20 protein-coding genes are annotated in these 21,548 nt (G+C 67.1%); 14 read left to right on the top strand and 6 right to left on the bottom strand.

Annotated elements, in window-relative coordinates; translation table 11 throughout:
• Position 1 precedes the first annotated feature (1 nt).
• Positions 2 to 676: a 2-phospho-L-lactate guanylyltransferase gene (gene cofC, locus V3G39_14680; GenBank protein ID XAS75882.1), complete on the bottom strand. Its 675-nt coding sequence runs from the start codon at positions 674 to 676 to the stop codon at positions 2 to 4.
• A 127-nt stretch (positions 677 to 803) separates the two neighbouring features.
• Here cofC and V3G39_14675 point away from each other — a divergent pair, with 127 nt between their 5' ends.
• Positions 804 to 1,805: an NAD(P)H-dependent glycerol-3-phosphate dehydrogenase gene (locus tag V3G39_14675; GenBank protein ID XAS75881.1), complete on the top strand. Its 1,002-nt coding sequence runs from the start codon at positions 804 to 806 to the stop codon at positions 1,803 to 1,805.
• Positions 1,806 to 1,829: 24 nt separating this feature from the next.
• Here the strand turns inward: V3G39_14675 and V3G39_14670 are convergent, their stop codons facing one another.
• Positions 1,830 to 2,891: a PLP-dependent aspartate aminotransferase family protein gene (locus V3G39_14670; protein XAS78253.1), complete on the bottom strand. Its 1,062-nt coding sequence runs from the start codon at positions 2,889 to 2,891 to the stop codon at positions 1,830 to 1,832.
• A 72-nt stretch (positions 2,892 to 2,963) separates the two neighbouring features.
• Between V3G39_14670 and V3G39_14665 the strand changes: the two genes are divergently transcribed.
• On the top strand, positions 2,964 to 4,097 hold the full coding sequence (locus tag V3G39_14665; protein ID XAS75880.1) for a D-alanine--D-alanine ligase family protein: 1,134 nt from the start codon (positions 2,964 to 2,966) through the stop codon (positions 4,095 to 4,097).
• 67 nt (positions 4,098 to 4,164) lie between these two features.
• Here V3G39_14665 and V3G39_14660 read toward each other — a convergent pair whose 3' ends face one another.
• The gene (locus tag V3G39_14660) at positions 4,165 to 4,584 is read right to left on the bottom strand and encodes a DUF3515 family protein (protein ID XAS75879.1); all 420 of its coding nucleotides are present in this window, start codon (positions 4,582 to 4,584) and stop codon (positions 4,165 to 4,167) included.
• A gap of 41 nt (positions 4,585 to 4,625) precedes the next feature.
• Positions 4,626 to 4,856 (bottom strand): Lrp/AsnC ligand binding domain-containing protein, encoded by a 231-nt coding sequence (locus V3G39_14655; protein ID XAS75878.1) that lies wholly within the window; start codon positions 4,854 to 4,856, stop codon positions 4,626 to 4,628.
• An 86-nt stretch (positions 4,857 to 4,942) separates the two neighbouring features.
• Between V3G39_14655 and thiL the strand changes: the two genes are divergently transcribed.
• On the top strand, positions 4,943 to 5,920 hold the full coding sequence (gene thiL / locus V3G39_14650) for a thiamine-phosphate kinase (protein XAS75877.1): 978 nt from the start codon (positions 4,943 to 4,945) through the stop codon (positions 5,918 to 5,920).
• A 72-nt stretch (positions 5,921 to 5,992) separates the two neighbouring features.
• Here the strand turns inward: thiL and rpmB are convergent, their stop codons facing one another.
• The gene (gene rpmB, locus V3G39_14645) at positions 5,993 to 6,187 is read right to left on the bottom strand and encodes a 50S ribosomal protein L28 (protein XAS75876.1); all 195 of its coding nucleotides are present in this window, start codon (positions 6,185 to 6,187) and stop codon (positions 5,993 to 5,995) included.
• 190 nt (positions 6,188 to 6,377) lie between these two features.
• Here rpmB and V3G39_14640 point away from each other — a divergent pair, with 190 nt between their 5' ends.
• The 11 genes from V3G39_14640 to smc all read left to right on the top strand — a co-directional run bounded on the left by V3G39_14640 (position 6,378) and on the right by smc (position 20,312).
• On the top strand, positions 6,378 to 7,928 hold the full coding sequence (locus V3G39_14640) for a DAK2 domain-containing protein (GenBank protein ID XAS75875.1): 1,551 nt from the start codon (positions 6,378 to 6,380) through the stop codon (positions 7,926 to 7,928).
• Positions 7,929 to 7,932: 4 nt separating this feature from the next.
• Positions 7,933 to 10,179 carry an ATP-dependent DNA helicase RecG gene (locus V3G39_14635; protein ID XAS75874.1) on the top strand — a complete coding sequence of 749 codons (2,247 nt, stop codon included), beginning with the start codon at positions 7,933 to 7,935 and terminating at the stop codon, positions 10,177 to 10,179.
• A complete protein-coding gene (gene rsmD / locus V3G39_14630; GenBank protein ID XAS75873.1) occupies positions 10,179 to 10,736 on the top strand; it encodes a 16S rRNA (guanine(966)-N(2))-methyltransferase RsmD in 558 nt (185 codons plus the stop codon). The genes V3G39_14635 and rsmD overlap by 1 nt, the downstream gene beginning before the upstream one ends.
• A gap of 9 nt (positions 10,737 to 10,745) precedes the next feature.
• Positions 10,746 to 11,246: a pantetheine-phosphate adenylyltransferase gene (gene coaD / locus V3G39_14625; GenBank protein XAS75872.1), complete on the top strand. Its 501-nt coding sequence runs from the start codon at positions 10,746 to 10,748 to the stop codon at positions 11,244 to 11,246.
• Between the two features lie 101 nt (positions 11,247 to 11,347).
• Positions 11,348 to 11,920, top strand: coding sequence for a DUF177 domain-containing protein (locus V3G39_14620; protein XAS75871.1), 573 nt, complete (start codon positions 11,348 to 11,350; stop codon positions 11,918 to 11,920).
• Position 11,921: 1 nt separating this feature from the next.
• A complete protein-coding gene (gene rpmF, locus V3G39_14615; protein ID XAS75870.1) occupies positions 11,922 to 12,116 on the top strand; it encodes a 50S ribosomal protein L32 in 195 nt (64 codons plus the stop codon).
• Between the two features lie 16 nt (positions 12,117 to 12,132).
• The gene (gene rnc / locus V3G39_14610) at positions 12,133 to 12,882 is read left to right on the top strand and encodes a ribonuclease III (protein XAS75869.1); all 750 of its coding nucleotides are present in this window, start codon (positions 12,133 to 12,135) and stop codon (positions 12,880 to 12,882) included.
• The gene (gene mutM, locus V3G39_14605) at positions 12,875 to 13,774 is read left to right on the top strand and encodes a bifunctional DNA-formamidopyrimidine glycosylase/DNA-(apurinic or apyrimidinic site) lyase (GenBank protein XAS75868.1); all 900 of its coding nucleotides are present in this window, start codon (positions 12,875 to 12,877) and stop codon (positions 13,772 to 13,774) included. Before rnc ends, mutM begins: the two co-directional genes overlap by 8 nt.
• The gene (locus tag V3G39_14600; protein XAS75867.1) at positions 13,771 to 15,708 is read left to right on the top strand and encodes a M3 family metallopeptidase; all 1,938 of its coding nucleotides are present in this window, start codon (positions 13,771 to 13,773) and stop codon (positions 15,706 to 15,708) included. The genes mutM and V3G39_14600 overlap by 4 nt, the downstream gene beginning before the upstream one ends.
• A gap of 145 nt (positions 15,709 to 15,853) precedes the next feature.
• Positions 15,854 to 16,621, top strand: coding sequence for a type I methionyl aminopeptidase (map, locus tag V3G39_14595; protein XAS75866.1), 768 nt, complete (start codon positions 15,854 to 15,856; stop codon positions 16,619 to 16,621).
• A gap of 70 nt (positions 16,622 to 16,691) precedes the next feature.
• The gene (gene smc / locus V3G39_14590; protein ID XAS75865.1) at positions 16,692 to 20,312 is read left to right on the top strand and encodes a chromosome segregation protein SMC; all 3,621 of its coding nucleotides are present in this window, start codon (positions 16,692 to 16,694) and stop codon (positions 20,310 to 20,312) included.
• Here the strand turns inward: smc and V3G39_14585 are convergent.
• A complete protein-coding gene (locus V3G39_14585) occupies positions 20,291 to 21,514 on the bottom strand; it encodes a serine hydrolase domain-containing protein (GenBank protein ID XAS75864.1) in 1,224 nt (407 codons plus the stop codon). The genes smc and V3G39_14585 overlap by 22 nt on opposite strands.
• Positions 21,515 to 21,548 lie beyond the last annotated feature (34 nt).

Genomic DNA, 21,548 nt, shown 5'->3' with positions numbered 1-21,548 from the left:
ATCAGCTTACCGAGGTGGCGGCGCCGAGCAGGGCACTTGTGTGCGGGCCGACGCCCAATACCCGGGCCTGCTCGAACGCAGCTTCGTTGTCCACGTCGGTGCGCAGCCGAGGCAGATCCAGTGGGAGGGTGGCAGCGCAACGGCTGTGCCGGGCTGCCGATCCTGCGCCGAAGCGCGGGACGATACGGCGCAGGTCGTGGTGGGTGAGCAGCACGGTGCCCGTGCCGTCCGCATCGGGGACTACGCACGATTCGGCCACTGCGCAGGCCCGCAGTGCTGCCGTGAGGTCAGCGGGGGTCAGGCAGGGTACATCGCCCAGCAGGACGGCTCCTGGATGGCACGGACGGCTTGGATGGCATGGCTGGTCCGACATGAGGTCTGCATCGCTCGCCGCGTTCAGTCCCGCAGCGATGGCGGGGTTCAGACCGCGTCCTGGATCGCGCACGGTGTTACCGCCGCGGTCGGCGACGAACCCAGCGACGCCCTGGTCATCGGTGACCACGAAGACACCGGACGCCGCGACGACATCGAACACCGCGCTCAGGGTGTCCAGCGCGAATGCCATCGCAAGTTGAGAACGGTCGACGCCGGTCGGAGGCCTCAGCCGGGTCTTCGCGTGATCGCGTTCTTTGACCGGCACGATGACCCGCCATGTTGAATTTCCCACCGATGTCACGGCCGAATCGTGTCAGACTTCGTCAGGCGGCGTACCCCTGCCGTCAGCGGCTGCGTAGTTACAGGTGGGTGTTTTCCGCAGAACGTTACGATCCTCGCGGTAGCGACGTCGGAAAAGGTGGTCACTCATGAGTCGGGTCGCAGTACTGGGAAGCGGTAGTTGGGGTACGGCATTCGCCTCAGTGCTCGCCGACGCGGGCAACGAGGTCACGATGTGGGCGCGTCGCCCCGAGGTGGTGGCGGACATCATCGCCACGCGAACGAACTCCGCCTACCTGCCACATCTGCTGCTGCCGAATTCGATCTCGGTGACCGCCGATGCTGCCGAAGCGATGGCAGGCGCCGACATCGTCGCGATCGCGGTGCCTGCCCAGAGTCTGCGCGACAATCTCGCCCAATGGCGGTCCGCGATCCCGTCGGACGCTGCGGTGGTGTCGTTGATGAAAGGCATTGAACTGGGCACGATGGCTCGGATGAGCGAGGTGATCGTCGATGCCGGTGGGGTAGAGCCGGAACGGGTGGTGGTGGTTTCAGGTCCCAACCTCGCGCTGGAGATCGCCGAGCGCCAACCGGCTGCCGCCCTGGTGGCGTCCTCCAGTGCCCGGATGCGCGCGCGCGTCGCGGAGGCCTGCGCGACACGCTATTTCCGCCCCTACCTCGGCAAAGACGTCATCGGCACCGAGATCGCCGGCGCCACGAAGAACGTCGTTGCGTTGGCGGTCGGCATGGCCAGCGGTATGGGGATGGGGGAGAACACCATGGCCAGCCTGCTGACTCGCGGTCTCGCGGAGAGTGCCCGGCTCGGCAGCGCGTTGACTGCAGACCCGGCGACCTTCCTCGGCCTCGCCGGGGTAGGCGACCTGGTAGCGACCTGCACCTCGCCCAAGTCGCGCAATCGCACCTTTGGGTTCCAGCTTGGCCTTGGCAGGAGCCTGGCGGAGGTCATCGCCGAGTCGAAGCAGACCGCTGAGGGCGTGAAGTCCTGCCGCTCGATCCTGGAACTGGCGCGCTCGGTCGACGTGGATGTGCCGATCGTGGAGAACGTAGCCGCTGTCGTGCACGAAGGGCGTGCGCCGAGCGAGGTCGTGGCCAGCCTGATGTCCCGCTCCCGCAAGGACGAGAAGGCCTGAGAATCAGCCCACATTGCCGTGAAGCTAGGAGCGCAGGGCCGCGTCCAGGTCCCTCCAGAGGTCGCTCACGTCCTCCATACCGACCGACAGGCGTAACAGCTCCTGCGGCACGGTGGTCGGCTCGGTCGGGATGCGTCGGCGTCGTTCGATGAGCGACTCCACACCGCCGAGGCTCGTCGCGGGTAGCCAGACCTGCACCGACTCCTCGACGCGGGTCGCGTGTGCGGGGCCACCGGTTACCTCGATACTGACGATGCCGCCGAATCCCGGGTAACGAACCCGCGATACAGCCGGGTGGTCGACCAGGCGGGATGCCAGCTCGGCCGCACCAGCGCAGGAGCGGTCCAGGCGCACCTGCAGGGTGCGGATGCCGCGTAGGGCCAGCCATGTTTCGAACGGGCCGGGAATGGCGCCGTGCAGGATGCGGTGGCGCAACAGGTGTCCGTGTAGATCTGCGCGGTCGGTGACCGCGACGCCGAGCAGCACATCGGAGTGCCCGGCGATGAATTTGGTCGCCGAATGCACGACGACGTCCGCGCCCATTGCAATCGGTTGCTGCAGCAGGGGAGTCGCGAACGTGTTGTCAACGACGCTGATGGCGCCTGCGTCACGCGCCGCAGCCAGCAGCGTCGGTAGGTCGGCGACCTCGAGCATCGGGTTGGTGGGGGACTCCAGCCACACGAGGTGCGCTCCGCGCATTGCCGCCAGTATCTCGTCGGTGGCGCATACGTCGACCCGGCGCACCTCGAACCGGCCCTGCTCTGCGGCCTCGACCAGCAGTGACCCGGTGCCGTTGTAGGAGTGGATCGGGGCGACCACGATGCTGCCGTGCGGCACGAGGGACATGCTTGCGGACACGGCCGCCATTCCGCTGGCGAAGGCGAGCGCCTGACCTCCCTCCAGAGATCCGAGGACTTCCTCGAAGGCCGACCAGGTCGGGTTCCCGGTGCGGGCGTAGACCACGTCGCCGCCCGCGACATACGTGGAGGTCAGCTCCAGCGCGGGGTTGACCGATGCCCCGGGCCGACGCGGTGGGCGACCGAGCCCGACAAGGCGGGTGGCGGGCGACAGCTGTCCGGGATCAATGGGCACGCAGACAGGGTGGCACCGACCGCGTGGCGCGTCGATTCCGGGGGGTGGACCGTTACGGTGACCTCGATGAACACAACACGTGAGGAACGCCCGGCATCGGGCAAACCGGTGGTCGCGCTGGTGTTCGGCGGGCGATCCTCGGAGCACGAGGTGTCGTGCGCGACCGCTGCGAGCGTGTTGGCCAGCATCGACCGCGATCGTTTCGACGTTGTGCCGATCGGTATCCGCAAAGACGGTCGCTGGGTGCTGATGCCCGATGATCCGGAGCCGTTGAAGTTGTCGGCCGGTCATACGCCGCAGGTGTCGGGAGAGCAGGCTGTTGCCCTGCCGACCGACCCGGGCTCACGGTCCCTCGTTGTTCTGGAACCGGGAGAGCCGCCCAGGGAGCTGGCGCAGGTCGACGTCGTATTTCCGCTGCTGCACGGTCCGTTCGGGGAGGACGGCACCCTGCAGGGCCTGCTGGAGCTGGCCGACGTGCGGTACGTGGGCTGCGGGGTGTCGGCGTCCGCAGTAATGATGGACAAGGGCCTGGCGAAGGTGATCTTCGCTGGTCGGGGGTTGCCCGTCGGTGCCTACACCGTGATCACCGACAAGGAATGGCGACGCGATGCGTTGCTGTGTCTGGATGCTGCCAGTTCGCTCGGGTGGCCCGTCTTCGTCAAACCTGCGCGGGCGGGCTCCAGCATGGGGGTGACCCGGGTGGAGGCGCCCGAGGAGCTACGCGCCGCCATCGAGGCTGCGCGCGTGCACGACCCGAAGGTGCTCGTCGAAGCCGCCGTGCAGGGCCGGGAGGTGGAATGCGGGGTGCTCGAGGGCAGGGGTGCGCAGCCGCCACGCGCATCCCTGATCGGTGAGATCGAGGTCGCCGCCGGTCGGCATACGTTCTACGACTTCGAAGCCAAGTATCTGGACGATGCTGCGCGGCTCAGCTGCCCGGCGCAGCTACCCGACGCCGTCGCAGACCAGATTCGCGAACTCTCGGTCCAGGCGTTCGAGGCTGCCGGATGTGAAGGCCTGGCGCGGGTGGACTGGTGGTACTGCCCGGACGGTGCCATCGTGCTGAACGAGATCAACACCCTGCCGGGATTCACCCCGCAGTCGATGTTTCCGGCCGTGTGGGCGGCAGCCGGGGTGGACTATCCCAGCCTGATCACCGAGCTGATCGAGCTCGCCCTGGAGCGACGCACCGGGTTGCGCTGAGCGACCTGCTGCAGACAACAGCACTGCTGCCGACCGCATCAAGGGAAAGACAGCACATCCGAACGTTCTAGGTGCAGTGGCGGGGGCCCTGCGGGATGGCCTGGGCTGCAGCTGAGAACGCGGCGACGGGCCATGTCTGGTATTTCTTCGGAATCAGGACTTCGATGGCCGGTGAGCGCCCATAGGTCACGAAGCGATAGCCGTCGGACAGCGTGCTGCCGACCCAGTCGACGCCGTTCACGTTGACGCAGTCCTCGGTCGTGGGGCCGGGGCTGGTAACGCCGCAGCGGGCAATGATCGCCGGGTCGCCCCACGCGCGCACAGTGTCTGATTTTGCCGTGGTCGGTCGGACCTTCTGCTGGGCCACTGTCGCGGGCCACTTCGATGCTGCCCGAGCACAACCGGATGATCCGGCGGACGGAGCCGCATCGGCCTTGACCATCTCCGAGCCGCCACAGCCCGACAGCAACAGCGCGCCGGCTGCCATGAGTAGCGCAGCGCGACCTCGGGTGGTCAGGGGGGCAGGAATCAGGCGACCACGGTGCAGGTCACGGTGCGGGTGATACCGCCGACGCTCTGGATCTTGGAGATGACCAGTTTGCCGAGCTCATCGACGGTTGCGGCCTCGGCCCGGACGATGACGTCGTAGGGCCCGGTGACGTCTTCGGCGGCGTGCACACCGGGCAGCTGCGCGCACGCAGCAGCGACTGTGCGTGCCTTGCCCACATCTGCCTGAATGAGAATGTATGCCTGAACCATGGGTGCCTCCGTCGGATGGTCCGCGCCCGGCGAGGGCGAGACCGGCGGCTGTGCCGGTCCGGGGCAGACGCTACCGTGCAGGCATCATGACGGTGCGAGAGGGACACGCTGTTCACGCCGACGCGACGCTGGCCGATTTGGATGAGGCGGCGATACTGCACCACATTCTCTCGCCGCCCGAGGTTCCCGCGAGCCACCAGTTGCTCGGACCGGGTGACGACACCGCCCTGCTGGCCGTGCGCACCGGAGCAACGCTGGTCACGACTGACGCGATGGTGGTCGGCCGGGACTGGCTCGACGAATGGTCCAGCGCCGCCGATGTCGGCGCGAAGTGTGTGGCTCAGAATCTTGCCGACATTGCCGCAATGGGGGGAGTGGGTACCGGGATCGTCGTGACTCTCGTCGCCGACGCGGCAACACCGGTCCGGTGGGCACGCGAATTGTCCGCGTCGATAGCGGCTGCCTGCGCCGACCATGATGTTGCAGTGCTCGGCGGGGACCTGTCCTCGGCTCCTGCTGGGGTGCGGATGGTTTCGATCACCGCAATGGGCGAGCTCACCGGTCCGCCGGTACTGCGTAGCGGGGCGCAGGTCGGGGATGTGGTGGCGGTCAGCGACGGGCTCGGGCGGTCAGGTGCCGGCCTACTGCTGCTGCAGCGCGACTCCGCTGCACGTGATTCAGAATTTGTCCGTTTCCATTTGTGCCCACAGGTCGACTATTCGCAAGGACCTGCCGCCGCGGCTGCCGGTGCAACCAGCATGATCGACATCAGTGACGGGCTGCTGCGCGACGCCGGTCGAATCGCCACCTCCAGCGGGGTGCGACTGGATCTACAAATACCTGCGCTGCAGGCAGACGTCGATGCCCTGCGTGTTCAGGTCGGCGACGCAGCCCTGGATTGTGTGCTCAACGGCGGCGAGGAGCACACGCTGCTGGCCACGTTCCCGCCCAGAGCCGCGATACCTTCGGCGTGGCGGAGGATCGGTGTTGTGGAGCCTGGCGCGGGCGTGAGCGTGGACGGCACCCCGGTGCAGCCGGGTGGCTGGGACCACTTCTCAGCCTGAGCGGGTTCGAGGAGTTGTAAACAACAGAAAAGCCGGTCCCGAAGGACCGGCTTTTCTGATGATGGCGCTGCGTCAGCGGACGACCTTGCCGGCCTTGAGGCAGGAGGTGCAGACGTTCTTGCGCATCGGGGTCTTGCCCGACTCACCACCCATGGTGCGCACCCGCTGGATGTTGGGGTTCCAACGACGCTTGGTGCGGCGGTGGGAGTGGGAAATGCTGTGGCCAAAGCCGGGTCGCTTGCCGCAGACGTCGCACGTGGCAGCCACGGTGTCTCCTACTGGTGTCTCGAAGATGAAGTATCACTATGCGAACGCAGGTCAGGCTCTGCACGAGGTGCAGGCAGGACCGTAGAGGTCCGCGAACAGCCAGATCGTATCTGAGCGGCGCGGCACATCCCAAATTGCTAGCCTGCGTGCAGCCTGTGCCCGCCGATGCTGCCGAAGGAAAACACCTCGTATGTCGCTGGAACAGCTCGATGTCTTGGCGTTGCGACGCTGGGTGATCACCACGCGTGCGGCGATGTCGATGCATGCTGACGCCATCAATGCGCTCAATGTCTTCCCGGTGCCCGATCGTGACACGGGCACCAATATGAGCATCACGATGGAGCTCGCCGTGGACGGTCTTGCCGCGGAGGCGCCCCGCGATCTGCTCAGCTCGGTCGAAGTACTTGCGCGGTCCACCCTGCTTGCGGCGCGCGGTAACTCCGGTGTCATCCTCAGCCAACTCGTGCGGGGGTTGGCAGATGTGGTCACTGCTCTGGGTGGTTCGCCGCTGCGTGCTGTCGATGTGGCCGATGTGCTGGCAGAGGCCGCCCGTCGAGCCCGGGACGGCGTTCGGGCCCCTGTCGAAGGCACGATGTTGTCGGTCGCAGATGCAGCAGCGCAGGCGGCGGCGCACGCTCGCGGCGAATCGTTGGTCGACATGGTGGACCTGGTGGTCCAATCGGCGCAGGACGCTGTCGCCCGTACCCGTGAGCAGCTGCCGGTGCTGCGGGAGGCGGGGGTCGTCGATGCGGGTGCGGTCGGCTACTGGCTCGTGCTGCGCGCGCTGCAGCATGTGGTCCACCGCGAGCCGGGGACAGTGCTGAGCGCGCAGGTCCCTGACTGGCTCACCCCACCCGGGCGCGTGTGCCCGGTCGGCGAGGGTGCTCAGTCGTCCGGCCTCGGCCACGGCCTCGCATACGAGTTGATGTTCGTGCTGCGAGACGGCGATGCGGCGCGACTGGAGCATCTCGCCGACGTGTTGTCGCAGCTGGGCGACAGCCTGGTGATGGCGGGTGAGGCGGATCTGTGCAGCGTGCACGTCCATCTCGACGACCTGGCCGCCGGTGTCAACGCCGCCGTGGCGGCCGGGGCGCCCGAACGATTCCAGATCACCCGGTTCGCAGAACACCTCGGCAAGCCGGTCGTCGTCCCCGCGACGAGCACTGGGTCCCCGGTGGTTGTCGCGCTGGCCTCGCCCGGACTGGTCGATCTGGTGCGCGAGGCCGACCCCTGCGCCTCAGTTCTTCTCGCGCCTGATGAGGTCGCTCTGCATGACGCACTCGAGGGAGCCGGGGACTGCCTCCTCCTCGTCGACACCCCCGAGCTGCACGCCCTGGCGAGCGCCGCGATGGCGGACCGTCCGGGCAGCAGGCTCGTCAGCAGTCGGCACCCGGGGCAGCTGATCGCCGCACTGGCAGTGCTGTCTGTTCTCGGTGAGGGCGACTGCGCTGACACCGTTGCGCTGTGTGCGAACTGCGACGAGGCGGCTGCTGAGGTCGGCACACAGGTGGTGTCGAGCGACTCCGACGACCAGGGGCGCTTGACTCAGCGTTGTCGTGAGGTGCTGGATGCCGCCATCACCAGCGACATCGAACTCGTGACGTTGATCGCCGGGGCGCAGGCCCCCGAGAGCCTTCTGGAGGCGTTGGGTGAATACCTGCACGACTGCCATCCGCAGGTCGATGTGACGTCCTATCCCGGTCGCCGGCCGGGCGTCGTGCTGGACCTGGGGTGCGAGTAGAGCCGTGGTCGCCATCAGCGGTATCGAACGCTCCACGAAACTGGTCGACGTCCTGGGCGCCGCCGCGAAGAAACTCGCCACCGAACGTCAGATCCGCACCGTCGGTGACTTCCTGGACTTCCTGCCGCGCCGATACATCGATGCGACGACCTCCGGGCACCTCGGCGAATTCGAGATGGGCGATCAGGCCGTCCTCATCGCGACGGTGGTCAGCTCCACGACCCGCCGGATGCGCCAGCGTCGCGGCGAGATGCTTCAGGTGCGTATCGAGGACGCCGACGGTGCTCATGCCGAGCTGGTCTTCTTCAGCAAGTACGGGCATGAGGCGCGGTTGCAGCCCGGGGTACGGGGCGTGTTCCGCGGTCAGCTCGGACGGTACGGGGCCAGCGTGCAGCTGACCCACCCCGACTACTCGCTGCTCGACCCCGGAGGTGAGGCGTCGATCTACGACGGTGGCCTGGTGCCGCTGTACCGGGCGATCAAGGGGGTCACCGATATGCAGCTGACCCGCTCCTACCGGTTGGTGCTGGACCAGCTCGACGACACTGCGGACCCGGTGCCAGCGGCGATTCGGGTGCGGCATGAGCTGGCGGGCCAGGTCGCGGCCTACCGCGCCATCCATCTTCCGCGCACCCTCGGTGAAGCGGGCCGGGGCCGACGGCGGTTGCGGTACGACGAGGCCCTGGTGATCCAGACCGTACTGGCGCAACGGCGGGCCGCCTACGACGCCACCGAGGCGACCGCCCGGGCTCCGCGCGCTGGGGGGCTGCTGGACGCCTTCGACGAGCGGCTGCCCTTTGAGCTCACCGCAGGACAGCGGGAGGTCGGCGAGCAGATCAGCGCCGATATGGCGCGTACGACGCCGATGCACCGCCTCCTGCAAGGTGAGGTCGGCTCGGGCAAGACCATCGTCGCGCTACGGGCGATGCTCGCCACCGTCGATGCGGGCGCACAGGCTGCCCTGCTGGCCCCGACGGAGGTTCTCGCACAACAGCACCACCGCTCGATCAGCGCGATGTTGGGTGACCTGGCGCTCGGCGGGATGCTCGGCGGCGCCGAACACGGAACTCGGGTGGCGCTGCTGACCGGGTCGATGACCCGTTCGCAGCGTGCCGGGGTGCTGCACGAGATCCTGGGTGGGCAGGCCGGCATAGTGATCGGCACGCACGCCTTGCTGCAGGACACGGTGATGTTCGGTGAGCTGGGGTTGGTGGTGGTCGACGAGCAGCACCGGTTCGGGGTCCAGCAGCGGGATGCGCTGCGCGGCAAGGCCTCTCATACTCCACACGTGTTGGTGATGACGGCTACCCCTATCCCGAGGACCGTGGCGATGACGGTCTTCGGCGATATGGACACCTCCGTGCTGCGTGAGTTGCCCCGCGGTCGTGCCCCGATCGTCTCGCACGTCGTCCCGGCGACGAATCGGGCGTGGTTGCAACGCACCTGGGAGCGCGTCGCGGAAGAGGTGCGCGCCGGTCACCAGGCCTACGTCGTGTGCGCACGTATCGGAGACGAGGGCGGCGACGACAGCGGGCACATCGATGAGGCTGCGGTGCGAGCCGAAGGCGACCTCTGGGACGACGTCGGGTCCGACGGCGCAGACGTCGTCCCAGAGGTCGGAGCGCAGCGACCGGAGGCTATCGGCGTACATCAGATGGTGGCCGATCTACGCGTCGAGCCTGCGCTCGCGGGGTTGCGCATCGAGCTGCTGCACGGCCGGTTGCCCGCCGATGTCAAGGAAGGCGTGATGCAGACGTTCGGACGCGGCGAGATCGACGTCGTGGTCAGTACCACGGTGATCGAGGTGGGCGTGGATGTGCCCAATGCAACAGCAATGGTGGTGATGGACGCGGATCGTTTCGGCATCTCGCAGCTGCATCAGCTACGCGGTCGGGTGGGTCGGGGAAGCGCGGGCGGTCTGTGCCTGCTGGTCAGCGGCACCGACAACGAGGACACCAGGGCGCGCCTGGACGCCGTCGCGGCGACCACTGACGGCTTCGAGCTCGCGGAGCTGGACCTGTCGCTGCGGTCCGAGGGCGACATCCTGGGTGCCCGGCAGAGCGGGCATCGCTCCGGGCTGCGACTGTTACGGATCTCCCACCCCAAAGACATCGAACTGATCGAACTTGCCCGCGCCGACGCGGCCGAGCTCGTTGCCACCGACCCGCAGCTGGTGGCGTACCCGGGACTGGCTCAACTGGTCGCCACCCGGCTCGACGATGAACAAGCTGCCTTTTTGGAGCGGGGCTGATGCCGCGCATCATTGCGGGCAGCGCTCGGGGCCGACGTATTGCGACGCCGCCCGGCGAGGGCACCAGGCCCACGAGTGACCGGGTCCGGGAGGCGCTCTTCGGTCGACTCGCACATCTGGGTGCGCTGCAGCATGCTGCGGTGCTCGATCTGTACGCAGGATCCGGAGCCCTCGGTCTGGAGGCGTTGTCCCGCGGCGCCCGCACGGCGTTGCTGGTCGAGAAAGACCCGCGCGCCGCAGCGGTCATTCGTCGTAACGTCGCCGAATTATCTCTGCCGGCAACCGTTCGATGCGCGGCCGCCGCCAGCGTCGTGGATGCCGTGGCGCCGCACGCGATGCACCTGGTGCTGATCGACCCGCCGTACGCCATTCCACAGGCTGAGATCGCAGAACTCCTGGCCGCATTGGTGCAGGGAGGGTGGTTACAGATCGAGGCAGTCGTGGTGCTGGAACGAAGTAGCCGATCCGGCGCCCCGGCGTGGCCTGACCGGCTGCGGGCGATGGAATCACGGGCCTACGGCGAAACGACCCTCTGGTTCGCCGAGTTCTGCGAGTAGCCTGCGGCAATGTCCGCCGATCCTCGTCGCTGTGTCTGTCCCGGCTCGTACGACCCCTTCACCGTCGGCCACCTCGACATCGTGACCCGCGCCGCCGCCTTGTTCGACGAAGTCGTCGTCGCCGTGCTCTACAACCCCGCCAAGAGTGGCACCTTCGACCCGGCCGAACGGGTGGCCCTGATCGAGTCCGCCACGAGTGACCTGCCCGGCGTGCGCTCGGTGGCAGTCGCGGACCGGCTGGTCGTGGACGTCTGTCGTGACCTGGCCGCGGGTGTCCTGGTGAAGGGGATCCGCAGCGGGCAGGATTACGCCTACGAGCTGCCGATGGCGACCATGAACCGTGAGATGACCGGGGTGGAGACGGTGTTCCTGCCCGGCAATCCGGCGTTCGCCCACTACTCCAGCTCGTTGATCCGACAGATCGCCGGGTACGGCGCAGACGTGTCGGCGATGGTGCCGGCGGCGGTCCTGGGCCCGCTGCTGGATCGGGTGCGAACAGTCGGCCGCTAGATCGTTTTGGGCAACAGGCGCACCAGCCGGTATCGTCTCCCTCTGGTCTGGTCGCTCTGACAAGGCCGTTCTTTTTCGATCTTCCGTGAGATACCGACATCATGCATCCTGACCCCCGTTCGCCGATGATCCTGGATACCCGGGAACTCAGTCGGCGACCCGGCTCAACGATGTCGCTCCAACGCAGGATCGAAGCACCGGAAGACTTCGGTACCGAGGTCGTCAGCGTTCCCACCGCGGCGCCGATCCACCTGGATCTGCGCCTGGATTCGGTGATGGAGGGCGTGCTGGTGTCCGGATCGGTCACGGCGACGGCGATCGGTGCGTGCGTGCGGTGCCTGGATGAGGTGCACGTCCCTGTGGACGTGGATTTCCAGGAGCTGTTCGTACACACCGACCGCGAGGCGCACGCCGAAGAGCTGGGCGACGACGAGGAAGACCAGTACGAGCTGGACGGCGACTTTGCCGACCTAGAGCCCGTATTGCGTGATGCAGTGGTGCCCTCACTGCCGTTCCAACCGGTGTGTCAGGAAGACTGCCCGGGATTGTGCTCCGAATGCGGTGCTCACCTGCGCGACGACCCGAACCACCATCACGAAATGCTTGACCCACGGTGGGCAGCACTGGTCGATCTGACCGGGGCGCCTGCCGACACCGACGAGAAGAGGAACTGACGTGGCTGTCCCGAAGCGGAAGATGTCCCGCTCCAACACCCGCTCCCGACGCGCAAACTGGAAGGCCACGCCCGTGCCGGTCTCCAGCTGCCCCGTGTGCAGTGAGCCGAAGCAGTCGCACATGGCCTGCCCGGCCTGCGGCAGCTACAACGGTCGCCAGTACCCCGACGCAATGCGCGCCGAGCACCAGGTCTGAGCACCACAACGCCTCGATGAGCAACTCCCGACGGTCCGCGCGTAGTTACGACGCTGCGCGCCGGCCCGTCGCGGAGCTCGCTGCAATTCTCGATCAGGCCAGCGGAATCCAGGTCGACGAGACGCTTCTGGAACGTGGGCTTGTGCACCGCTCGTACTCGTACGAGAACGGCGGCATACCCCATAACGAGCGTCAAGAGTTCCTTGGCGATGCCATCTTGGGCTTGGTGGTAACCGACCACCTCTACCGGGCGCACCCTGACCTGCCGGAGGGTCAGCTGGCGAAGTTCCGTGCGGCGGTGGTCAATTCACGTGCGCTTGCAGCGGTTGCCCGGGAGTTGGATCTCGGGTCGTTCGTGTGGTTGGGCAAAGGGGAGCTCAGCAGCGGCGGACGCGACAAGGAATCGATCCTGGCCGACACGATGGAGTCGGTATTCGGAACTGTCTACCTGTGCGGCGGGGTCGAGGCTGCCGGTCGGCTGATACACGCTCTGATGGATGCGCGAATCGAGCAGAGTGCGCAGCTCGGCGCCGGGCTTGACTGGAAGACCTCACTACAGGAGATCTGCGCGGCTGCGGGGTTGGCCTCGCCGCGTTACGTCGTCCAGGAGGACGGGCCCGATCACGACAAGGTTTTCACTGCGACGGTGGTTGTGGGCGATGAGTCGGTCGGGACCGGTGTGGGGCGCAACAAGAAGTCCGCCGAGCAACTGGCCGCGGAAGAAGCCTGGGGCCGGCTGAAGGATCGCGCCACCAGCAGTGCCTGAGCTACCCGAGGTCGAGGTCGTCCGACGCGGGCTGGCCGAACATGTCGTCGGACGCAGATTCGATGCGGTGCAGGTACTCGGTGCGCGGGTGGCCCGCCGTCACGTCCCGGGGCCAGCGGATCTTGCTGCCCGGTTGACCGGTTTTCAGGTGCGCGACGCAGCGCGCCGCGGAAAGTACCTCTGGCTGAGATCCCACGAGGATCAGGCGCTGGTCGTCCACCTCGGGATGAGTGGTCAGATGCTCGTCGAAGCCGCGGATGCTCCGCGGGAGAAACACGCGCACGCCATCTTCGACCTGGACGATGGTCGGCAACTCCGCTTCATCGATCAACGCACGTTCGGCGGATTGCAGCTGGTGGACCTGGTGCCCGATGAGATGGGGGGCGCCGTATCCGGTGAGGTCAGGCTGGTTCCGTCCGTGATCACGCACATTGCCCCCGACCCGCTGGAAACTTCGTTCGACGCCGGCGCCGTCACACGGGCCATCCGGCGGCGGCGTACCCAGCTCAAGAGGGCACTGCTGGACCAGTCGCTGGTCTCGGGCATCGGCAACATCTATGCCGACGAAGCCTTGTGGCGTGCCCAGCTGCACGGGGAGCGGGCGCCCGACCGGTTGCCGCTGGCAACCTTGCGTCTCGTGCTCGATGAGGCTGCGCAGGTCATGACGAATGCGCTGGCGCAGGGCGGTACGAGCTTCGATGCGTTGTACGTCAACGTCAATGGCGCCAGCGGCTATTTCGAGCGGTCCCTGCAGGCCTACGGGCGGGTCGGTCGGCCGTGCCGGCGATGCGGGGCCACGATGGTCCGCGAGTCGTTCATGAACAGGTCGTCGTTCAGCTGCCCACAGTGCCAACCCCGACCGCGGTACCGCGTCGGTAGATTAGGACCGTGACGCAGACATCATCGACTCCGGTACACCTCCTTCCCTTGACCCTGCCGACGGCTGACGGGGCGCTGGAGTGGATCATCGAGCAGTCCCGCGGTCGCCTGGAACGGGCTCGCATCCTGGTGGCAGCCCTGAAATCAGACCCTCCAGCGGATGCGGTTGCAGTGCTGCGGGCGTGGAACGACGTTCATATCGAGATCTCCACTGCCGCTGCCATCACGTCTGTCTACGCCGAGACCAACCCGGACATGGCGGTGCGCGAGGCGGCCGACGCCGGTATGCAGCAGGTCGACGCGTTCGTGACCGATCTGGGTCTGGACGGCGATCTGTTCGCGATCTTCGATCGTCTCGGGGTCGCGGGCCTGGATGAGTTGCAGCAGCGACTGCTGACCCGCCAGCTGCGTGACTTCCGCCGGGCGGGCGTGGACCGCGACGTCACGACCAGGGACCGGCTACGTGAGCTGGCCCAGCAGGAGCTGCGCGCCAGCCAGGAATTCGGCCGCAACATCCGCGAGGGCACCCGCTCGATCCAGGTATCGCCGCAGGAGCTGGCGGGGATGCCCACCGACTGGCTGGCCGGCCACCCCGTGCAGGCGGACGGGACGATCACGGTCACCACCGACTACCCCGACTCCGTGCCGGTCGCTACGTTCTGCAGCGTTGCAGCTACCCGCAAGGCCTTGAACCGGGAGCGACTCAACATTGCGTGGCCAGCCAACGACGAGGTGCTGCAACGCCTGCTGACGCTGCGCGCCGAGCACGCCGGCCTTCTGGGGTATGCGGACTGGTCAGACCTGAACGCCGAGAACAAGATGATCCGGAATGGCGCCGCGATCAACGAGTTCATCGAGCGGATCGTGACCGCGTCCGCTGATGCTGCGCAGCGGGACAAGCAGATCCTGCTGGACCGACTTCGGCAGGACGCGCCGGACGCGACGGACCTCTACGCCTATGACCTGCCGTATTACAGCGAGACCGTGCGCCGTGAGCAGTACGACGTCGACGCGCAGCTCGTGCGCACCTTCTTCGGTTTTGAGTCCGTGCTGCAAGGGCTGCTGGACGTGACCGGTCAGCTGTTCGGACTGACCTGGGAGCCGGTGACCGATGCGGCGGTGTGGGCGCCTGACGTCCGCGCGTACGACGTGCTGCGCGGCACCACCCGCATCGGGCGCATCTACCTGGATCTGCATCCACGGGAGGGCAAATACAAGCACGCGGCGCAATTCGTTCTCGTCGAGGGCGTGCTCGACACGCAACTGCCCGAGGGCGTCCTGGTCTGCAACTTCAGCCGCGGTCTGATGGAGCACTCCGAGGTCACCACGTTCTTCCACGAGTTCGGTCACCTCATCCACCACGTCGTCGGCGGGCACCAGGAGTGGGTTCAGTTCTCCGGCGTCGCCACCGAATGGGACTTCGTCGAGGCCCCCAGTCAGATGCTGGAGGAATGGGCCTGGGACGCAGCGGTGCTGGCCCGGTTCGCGGTCGACGCGGACGGCAGCACCATCCCCGCTGATCTGGTGAACCGGATGCGGATCGCCGACGATTTCGGTAAGGGGTACCTTGCTCGGACCCAGATGTTCTACGCGGCGCTGTCGGCCGGCATCCACCAGCACCGACCCGAGGATCTGACGGCCGCAGTACGCGAGACCCAGACCGCGTACTCGGTGTTCCCCTATATCGAGGACACCCATTTCCACTGCTCGTTCGGGCACCTGGACGGTTACAGCTCCGGCTACTACACCTACATGTGGTCCCTCGTGATCGCCAAAGACATGTTCAGTGCGTTCGACGCAGATGATCTCTTCGAGCCGCACGTGGCAGCGCGCTACCGCGACCGGGTACTCGCGGCCGGTGGCAGCAAAGATGCGGCTGATCTCGTCGCGGACTTCCTCGGTCGGCCCTATACCTTCGATGCCTACGAGGCCTGGTTGGCGCAGTAGACCCCGGCTATTTTTGCCGCGTTGTGGTCGCCGGCGACTCAAACATGCCGGGGATGGCTGCTTTTCGTCCGCGTTCTGGTCGCTGGAGACCAGAACGCGGACGGGCCGACGCGCACCCTCAGTGGCGCGGCATACGGTGTGAGGCGTGATCGAACTGAAGTCAGCGGCCGAAATAGAACAGATGCGCCCTGCGGGGAGGTTCGTGGCCTCGGTGCTCACTGCGCTGCAGGACGCGGCCGACGTCGGCGTCAATATCCTCGACCTCGATGCCCTCGCGCACCAGATGATCCGTGACGCGGGCGCCGAATCCTGCTACATCGACTATCACCCCAGCTTCGGGGCGAGTCCGTTCGGCAAGGTCCTCTGTACGAGCGTAAATGACGCTGTGCTGCACGGCCTTCCGCACAATTACAGGTTGCGCGACGGGGATCTGTTATCGGTCGATTTCGCAGTGTCGGTCAACGGTTGGGTGTCGGACTCGGCGCTCTCGCTCGTCGTGGGCACACCGCGCGAGGAGGATCTCGCGATCATCGACTGCACCGAGCGCGCCCTCACCGCAGGTATCGGTGCCGCGCGCGCCGGAAACAAGATGGGTGACATCAGTGCGGCCATCGCGCAGGTCGCCCACAGCAGTGGCTACTCCGTGAACACCCAGTTCGGCGGGCACGGGGTCGGGCGCACGATGCACGGCGACCCGCACGTGCCCAACGACGGACGCGCCGGGCGGGGCATGAAACTGCAGCCCGGTCTGGTGATCGCCATCGAGCCGTGGTTCATGCACACCACGGACGAGATCTACACCGACGCCGACGGCTGGACGCTGCGTAGCGCCGACGGTTCGCGCGGTGCGCACAGCGAACACACCATCGCCATCACCGCCGACGAGACGATCGTCTTCACTGCCCGCGGCTGATCCTCCCGCTCGGTAGAATCATCAGGTCCGTAGCTCCCCACACGTCGAGCACCGCAGGAGTCACCCGCTCGTGTTCGTCAAGAGCCTGACCCTCAAGGGCTTCAAGTCCTTTGCGTCGTCGACCTCGATACGCCTCGAACCGGGTATCACCGCCATTGTGGGTCCGAACGGCTCGGGCAAGTCCAATGTGGTGGACGCCCTGGCCTGGGTGATGGGGGAGCAGGGGGTCAAGAGCCTGCGCGGGGGCAAGATGGAGGACGTCATCTTCGCCGGCACGCCGGGTCGCGCGCCATTGGGCCGCGCGGAAGTGGCTCTGACGATCGACAACACCGACGCTGCCCTGCCGATCGACTACACCGAAGTGACGATCAGGCGCACCATGTTCCGCAGCGGGGGCTCGGAGTACGCCATCAACGGCACGACCTGCCGGTTGCTGGATGTGCAGGAACTCCTCTCCGATTCCGGTATCGGTCGCGAGATGCACGTGATCGTCGGGCAGGGGCAGCTGGACGCCATCCTGCGCGCAACCCCGGAGGAACGGCGCGGGTTCGTCGAAGAGGCAGCCGGGGTCCTGAAGCACCGCAAGCGCAAGGAACGCGCGCTGCGCAAGCTGGAGACCATGGAGGCCAACCTGCACCGGGTCGGTGACCTCACCACGGAGATACGCCGACAACTCGGCCCGCTGGGCCGACAGGCACAGACCGCCCGCCGCGCTGCCACGATCCAGGCAGATGTCCGGGACGCCCGACTGAGGTTGCTCGCCGACGACCTGGTGCGGCTGATGAATACCTTGCAGCAGGACGTCGCCGACGAGGAGGCGATGCGCGAACGGCAGGGCGCAGCGACTGCAGACCTCTCGGCTGCCCAGGGCCGTCTGAATGAGATCGAGGCAGCAGCCGCTGCGGCAGCGCCGGCGCTGACCACGGCACAGGACCAGTGGTTTGCGCTGACATCGCTGGCCGAGCGGATCCGCGCCACCCGTACCCTGGCCGATCAGCGGATCCGGCTCCTTGCCGAGGCGCATCAGCAGGAGCAGGAAGGCACCGGGCGGGATCCGGAGCGACTACGCGCGCAGGCGGCCGGCGAGCGAGAGCAGCATCAGGCGTTGCTGACCTCGGCGCAGGAAGCGCGAGAGCAGCTCGAGGTGGTCACCACGACTCGCGAGGCCGCCGAACAGGCCTATCAGGATGAGCAGCACCGCGTGGCTCGGCTGCTGCGTGCTGCTGCCGACCGTCGCGAAGGGTTGGCCAAGCTGGAGGGTCAGGTCGCTGCCCGGCGTAGTCGGATCGAGGCCGCCCAATCGGAGCTCGGCCGGCTGGCTGCCGGCGCCCAGGAGATCGAGGTCCGCGCGGCCCGTGCAGAACGGGAATTCGCGGCATTGGAGTCCGGGTTGGCCGATGACGAAGAGGGCGAGCAGGGGCTGGACGCCGAGCACGAGCAGGCGCAGGCGCAATTGGCGCAGGCCCGGACGTCCCTGGAACGGGCTGTCTCCGATGAGCGCGCTGCCGAACAGGAACGCTCCGCACTGACCTCCCGCCTGGAGGCCCTCGAACTGGGACTGCGACGTGGTGACGGGGCAGCGCACCTGTTGACCTGGAGCAGCAGGAGTGACGAGGCCGACGCGCGTGAACACGGCGTACGAGGCTCGGTCGCCTCCCTGGTGAGGGTGCAGTCCGGCCATGAGGTGGCTGTGTCCGCAGCGCTGGGGTGGGCAGCGGACGCTGTCGTCGTCGCCGATCGCGACGCCGCGGCAGGTGCGCTGCGAGAACTGCATGCCGCCGACGCGGGCCGCGCGGGGATCCTGATCGAGCGCAGTGTCGACGACGGGTGGCAGCTGGGGCAGAGCGGGTCGGGGGCCGTCTGGGCGCTCGATGTCGTCACGGCGCCGGACGCACTGCAATCTGTCCTGCGCGAACTGCTGGCCGGGGTGCTCATCGTGCCGGACGCAGCAGCCGCCGATGCCGTCACCCGCGACAACCCCGAGGTGGTGGCCGTGACCGCGCAGGGCGATCTGTTCACCGCGGCTTTCGTGCGTGGCGGGTCGGCAGCGGCGCCGAGCACCCTGGAAATCCAGTCAGCGGTCGATGACACGAAAGAGCGCATCGCTGCGGTGGTAACGCGTTCGCAATCGGCCCGGTTCGCGGTCCAGGCGGCTCAGACGTCGATGGACACATTGACACTCGCGGTGAACGCGACCCTGGACCGGTTGGGGGAGTCCGACGCGCGGATGGCGGCAGTTGCCGAGCAGCTCGGACAACTCGGTCAGGCCCTGCGGGCTGCGCGCGGTGAACGCGAGCGCAGTGCCCGGTCGGTGGATGCCGCGCAGGCCGCCCTGAGCAGCAACGAGGACGAATTGGCGACCTTGCAGGAGCGGCTCGACGCGGCCCACGCCCAACCGTCCGAGGGCGAGCCGGACGTCGATGAGCAACCCCGGCTGGCCGCGGTGGCCGCGGCCGCGCGTTCGGGCGAGACCGAACATCGGTTGACCTTACGAAGCCGCGAGGAACAGGCCCGAGCGCTGGAGGGCCGAGCGGAGTCACTGGAGGCAGCCGCCCGCGCGGAGGTCGAGAACCGGCGCAAAGCGCAGCTGCGGCGGGAACGTCGTCAACGCGAGGCGCAGGTCGCCACCCAGGTCAGGGACGACGCGGAGGTACTTGCCGCGAAGGCCGACAGCGCGTTGCAGGTCGCCCTCCTCCGGCGCGACGAGGCCCAGCGGCGGCGCGCAGATCTGGAAGCCGACGTCAAAGTCCTGCGCGAACGGGTCGTGACTCACGCGGAGCAGGTGCGGGCTCTGACCGATTCGGCGCACCGTGAGGAGATGGCACGTGCCGAGCAGCGCCTCAAGGTCGAGGCCATGCAGATCAGGGCCGTGGACGAGCACGGTATCGACCCGCAGACGTTGATCCAGGAGTTCGGGCCGCACCTGCCGATACCGCACATCCCCGGTGTCGACGATGTAGCGGACCCAGCGGCTGTTCCGGAACCGACCGCGTTCGTTCGCGAGGTCCAGGAGAAGCGGTTGCGGGTGGCCGAGCGCAAACTGACCCAGTTGGGCAGGGTCAATCCACTCGCACTGGAGGAGTTCGCGGCCCTGGAGGAGCGGCATACGTTCCTCACGACGCAGCTGGATGACCTGACACGCTCCAAGAAAGACCTGCTCGCCATCGTGGCTGAGATCGACGAGCGGGTACAGCGCGTCTTCGCCGAAGCATTCGCAGACACCGCCCGCGAGTTCGAGGGGGTGTTCGAAAGGCTTTTCCCCGGCGGAGAGGGCCGACTCGTGCTCACGGAGCCGACGAACATGTTGACCACGGGTATCGACGTCGAGGCGCGCCCACCGGGCAAGAAGATCAAACGACTGTCACTGCTGTCCGGCGGGGAACGTTCGCTGGTTGCCGTCGCGTTGCTGGTGGCGATCTTCAAGGCCAGGCCGAGCCCGTTCTACATCATGGACGAGGTCGAGGCAGCGCTCGACGACGCCAACCTGGGCCGGTTGATCACCCTGTTCCAGGACCTTCGCGATTCCAGCCAGCTGATCGTCATCACCCACCAGAAACGGACCATGGAGGTCGCCGACGCGTTGTACGGCGTGTCGATGAAGGGCGACGGGATCAGCACCGTCGTCTCGCAACGGCTACGAGATGTCACCCCTGCGTCGCTGCAAGCACCTCAGTCGGTGAGTGCTCCATAGACCAGCTGTCGTAGCTCGGTCCGCAACGGATACCCGTTGGACGGCATCTGCTGGGTCATGAAGACCACGGTCAGCTCCTCTGCTGGATCCACCCAGAACACCGTGGAGGCCATTCCTCCCCAGCCGTACTCGCCCTTCGAGGTCGGGTAGCCGGCCGCGGCGGGATTGAGCATGACACTGAAGCCGAGGCCGAATCCCACTCCGTCGAAAGGGGTTTCGGCGTAGAGCGGAATGCCGAAGGATCCGAGATCGGCGCCGCCTGGCAGATGATTGGTGGCCATGAAGTCGACTGTCCGGTTTCCGAGTAGCCGGACCCCGTCCAGTTGCCCGCGACCCAGCAGCATCGAGGCGAACCGGGTGTAGTCGCCCATGCTCGACACCAGCCCGCCACCGCCGGACTGGTAGGTCGCAGGCGTCAGCGCGGCGTTGCCGAGCGCGTCCAGCGGAGTCGGTCCACTGCCCGGGACGCCGTGGTAGAGCCGCGCCAACCGGGCGGTATCGACCGCATGGAACGCGGTCTCGTGCATACCCAGCGGTTCGAAGATCTCGGCACTGAAGAACTGTCCGAGGGACATTCCGGACACCACTTCCACGACCCGACCGAGTACATCGGTCGAGACCGAATAGTTCCAGCTCGTGCCGGGCTCGAAACGCAGGGGCAGCCCGGCCATCGCGTCGGTGGCGGCCGCGAGGTCCATCCCCGGCGGCACGCCGATATCGAATCCGGCAGAGCGCATTGCCTCGTCGGTGGGGTGCACGCGCTGGAAGCCGTAGGTCAGCCCAGAGGTGTGGCTCAGTAGATGGCGGATTCGCATCGGCCCGGCTGCGGGCCGGGTGACCGGTGCGGCCGCCGGCCCACCGACGTAGACCCGCTGGTCGGCGTACGCCGGGAGATACGTGGCGACCGGGTCGTCCAACCGCAGCAGCCCGCGTTCGACCAGCATCATGGCTGCGACCGACGTGATGGGCTTGGTCATCGAGTAGATCCGGTAAAGCGTGTCAGAGCTGTTCGGCGCGCCGGCTTCGATGTCGCGCATCCCACCGAACGTGTCGTAGGCCAGCGCACCGTGTCGGACGATCCGCAGGTGGTAACACGGAAGTTTGCCGCTCTCGACGTACCCGCGAAGGTGGTCTTCGAGCCTCGCCAACCGGTCGGTGTCGAATCCACCGGGGGCGCTGCTGCTGTGATCTTGGACACTCATGGCGGACAGCCTCGCACCGATGACCTGGGTTGTT

The organism is Dermatophilaceae bacterium Sec6.4 (genome assembly GCA_039636865.1).
Lineage (GTDB): Bacteria > Actinomycetota > Actinomycetes > Actinomycetales > Dermatophilaceae > Allobranchiibius.
Note: the sequence above shows the minus strand (reverse complement) of the source record. Positions and strands in the feature narration are given on the sequence as shown.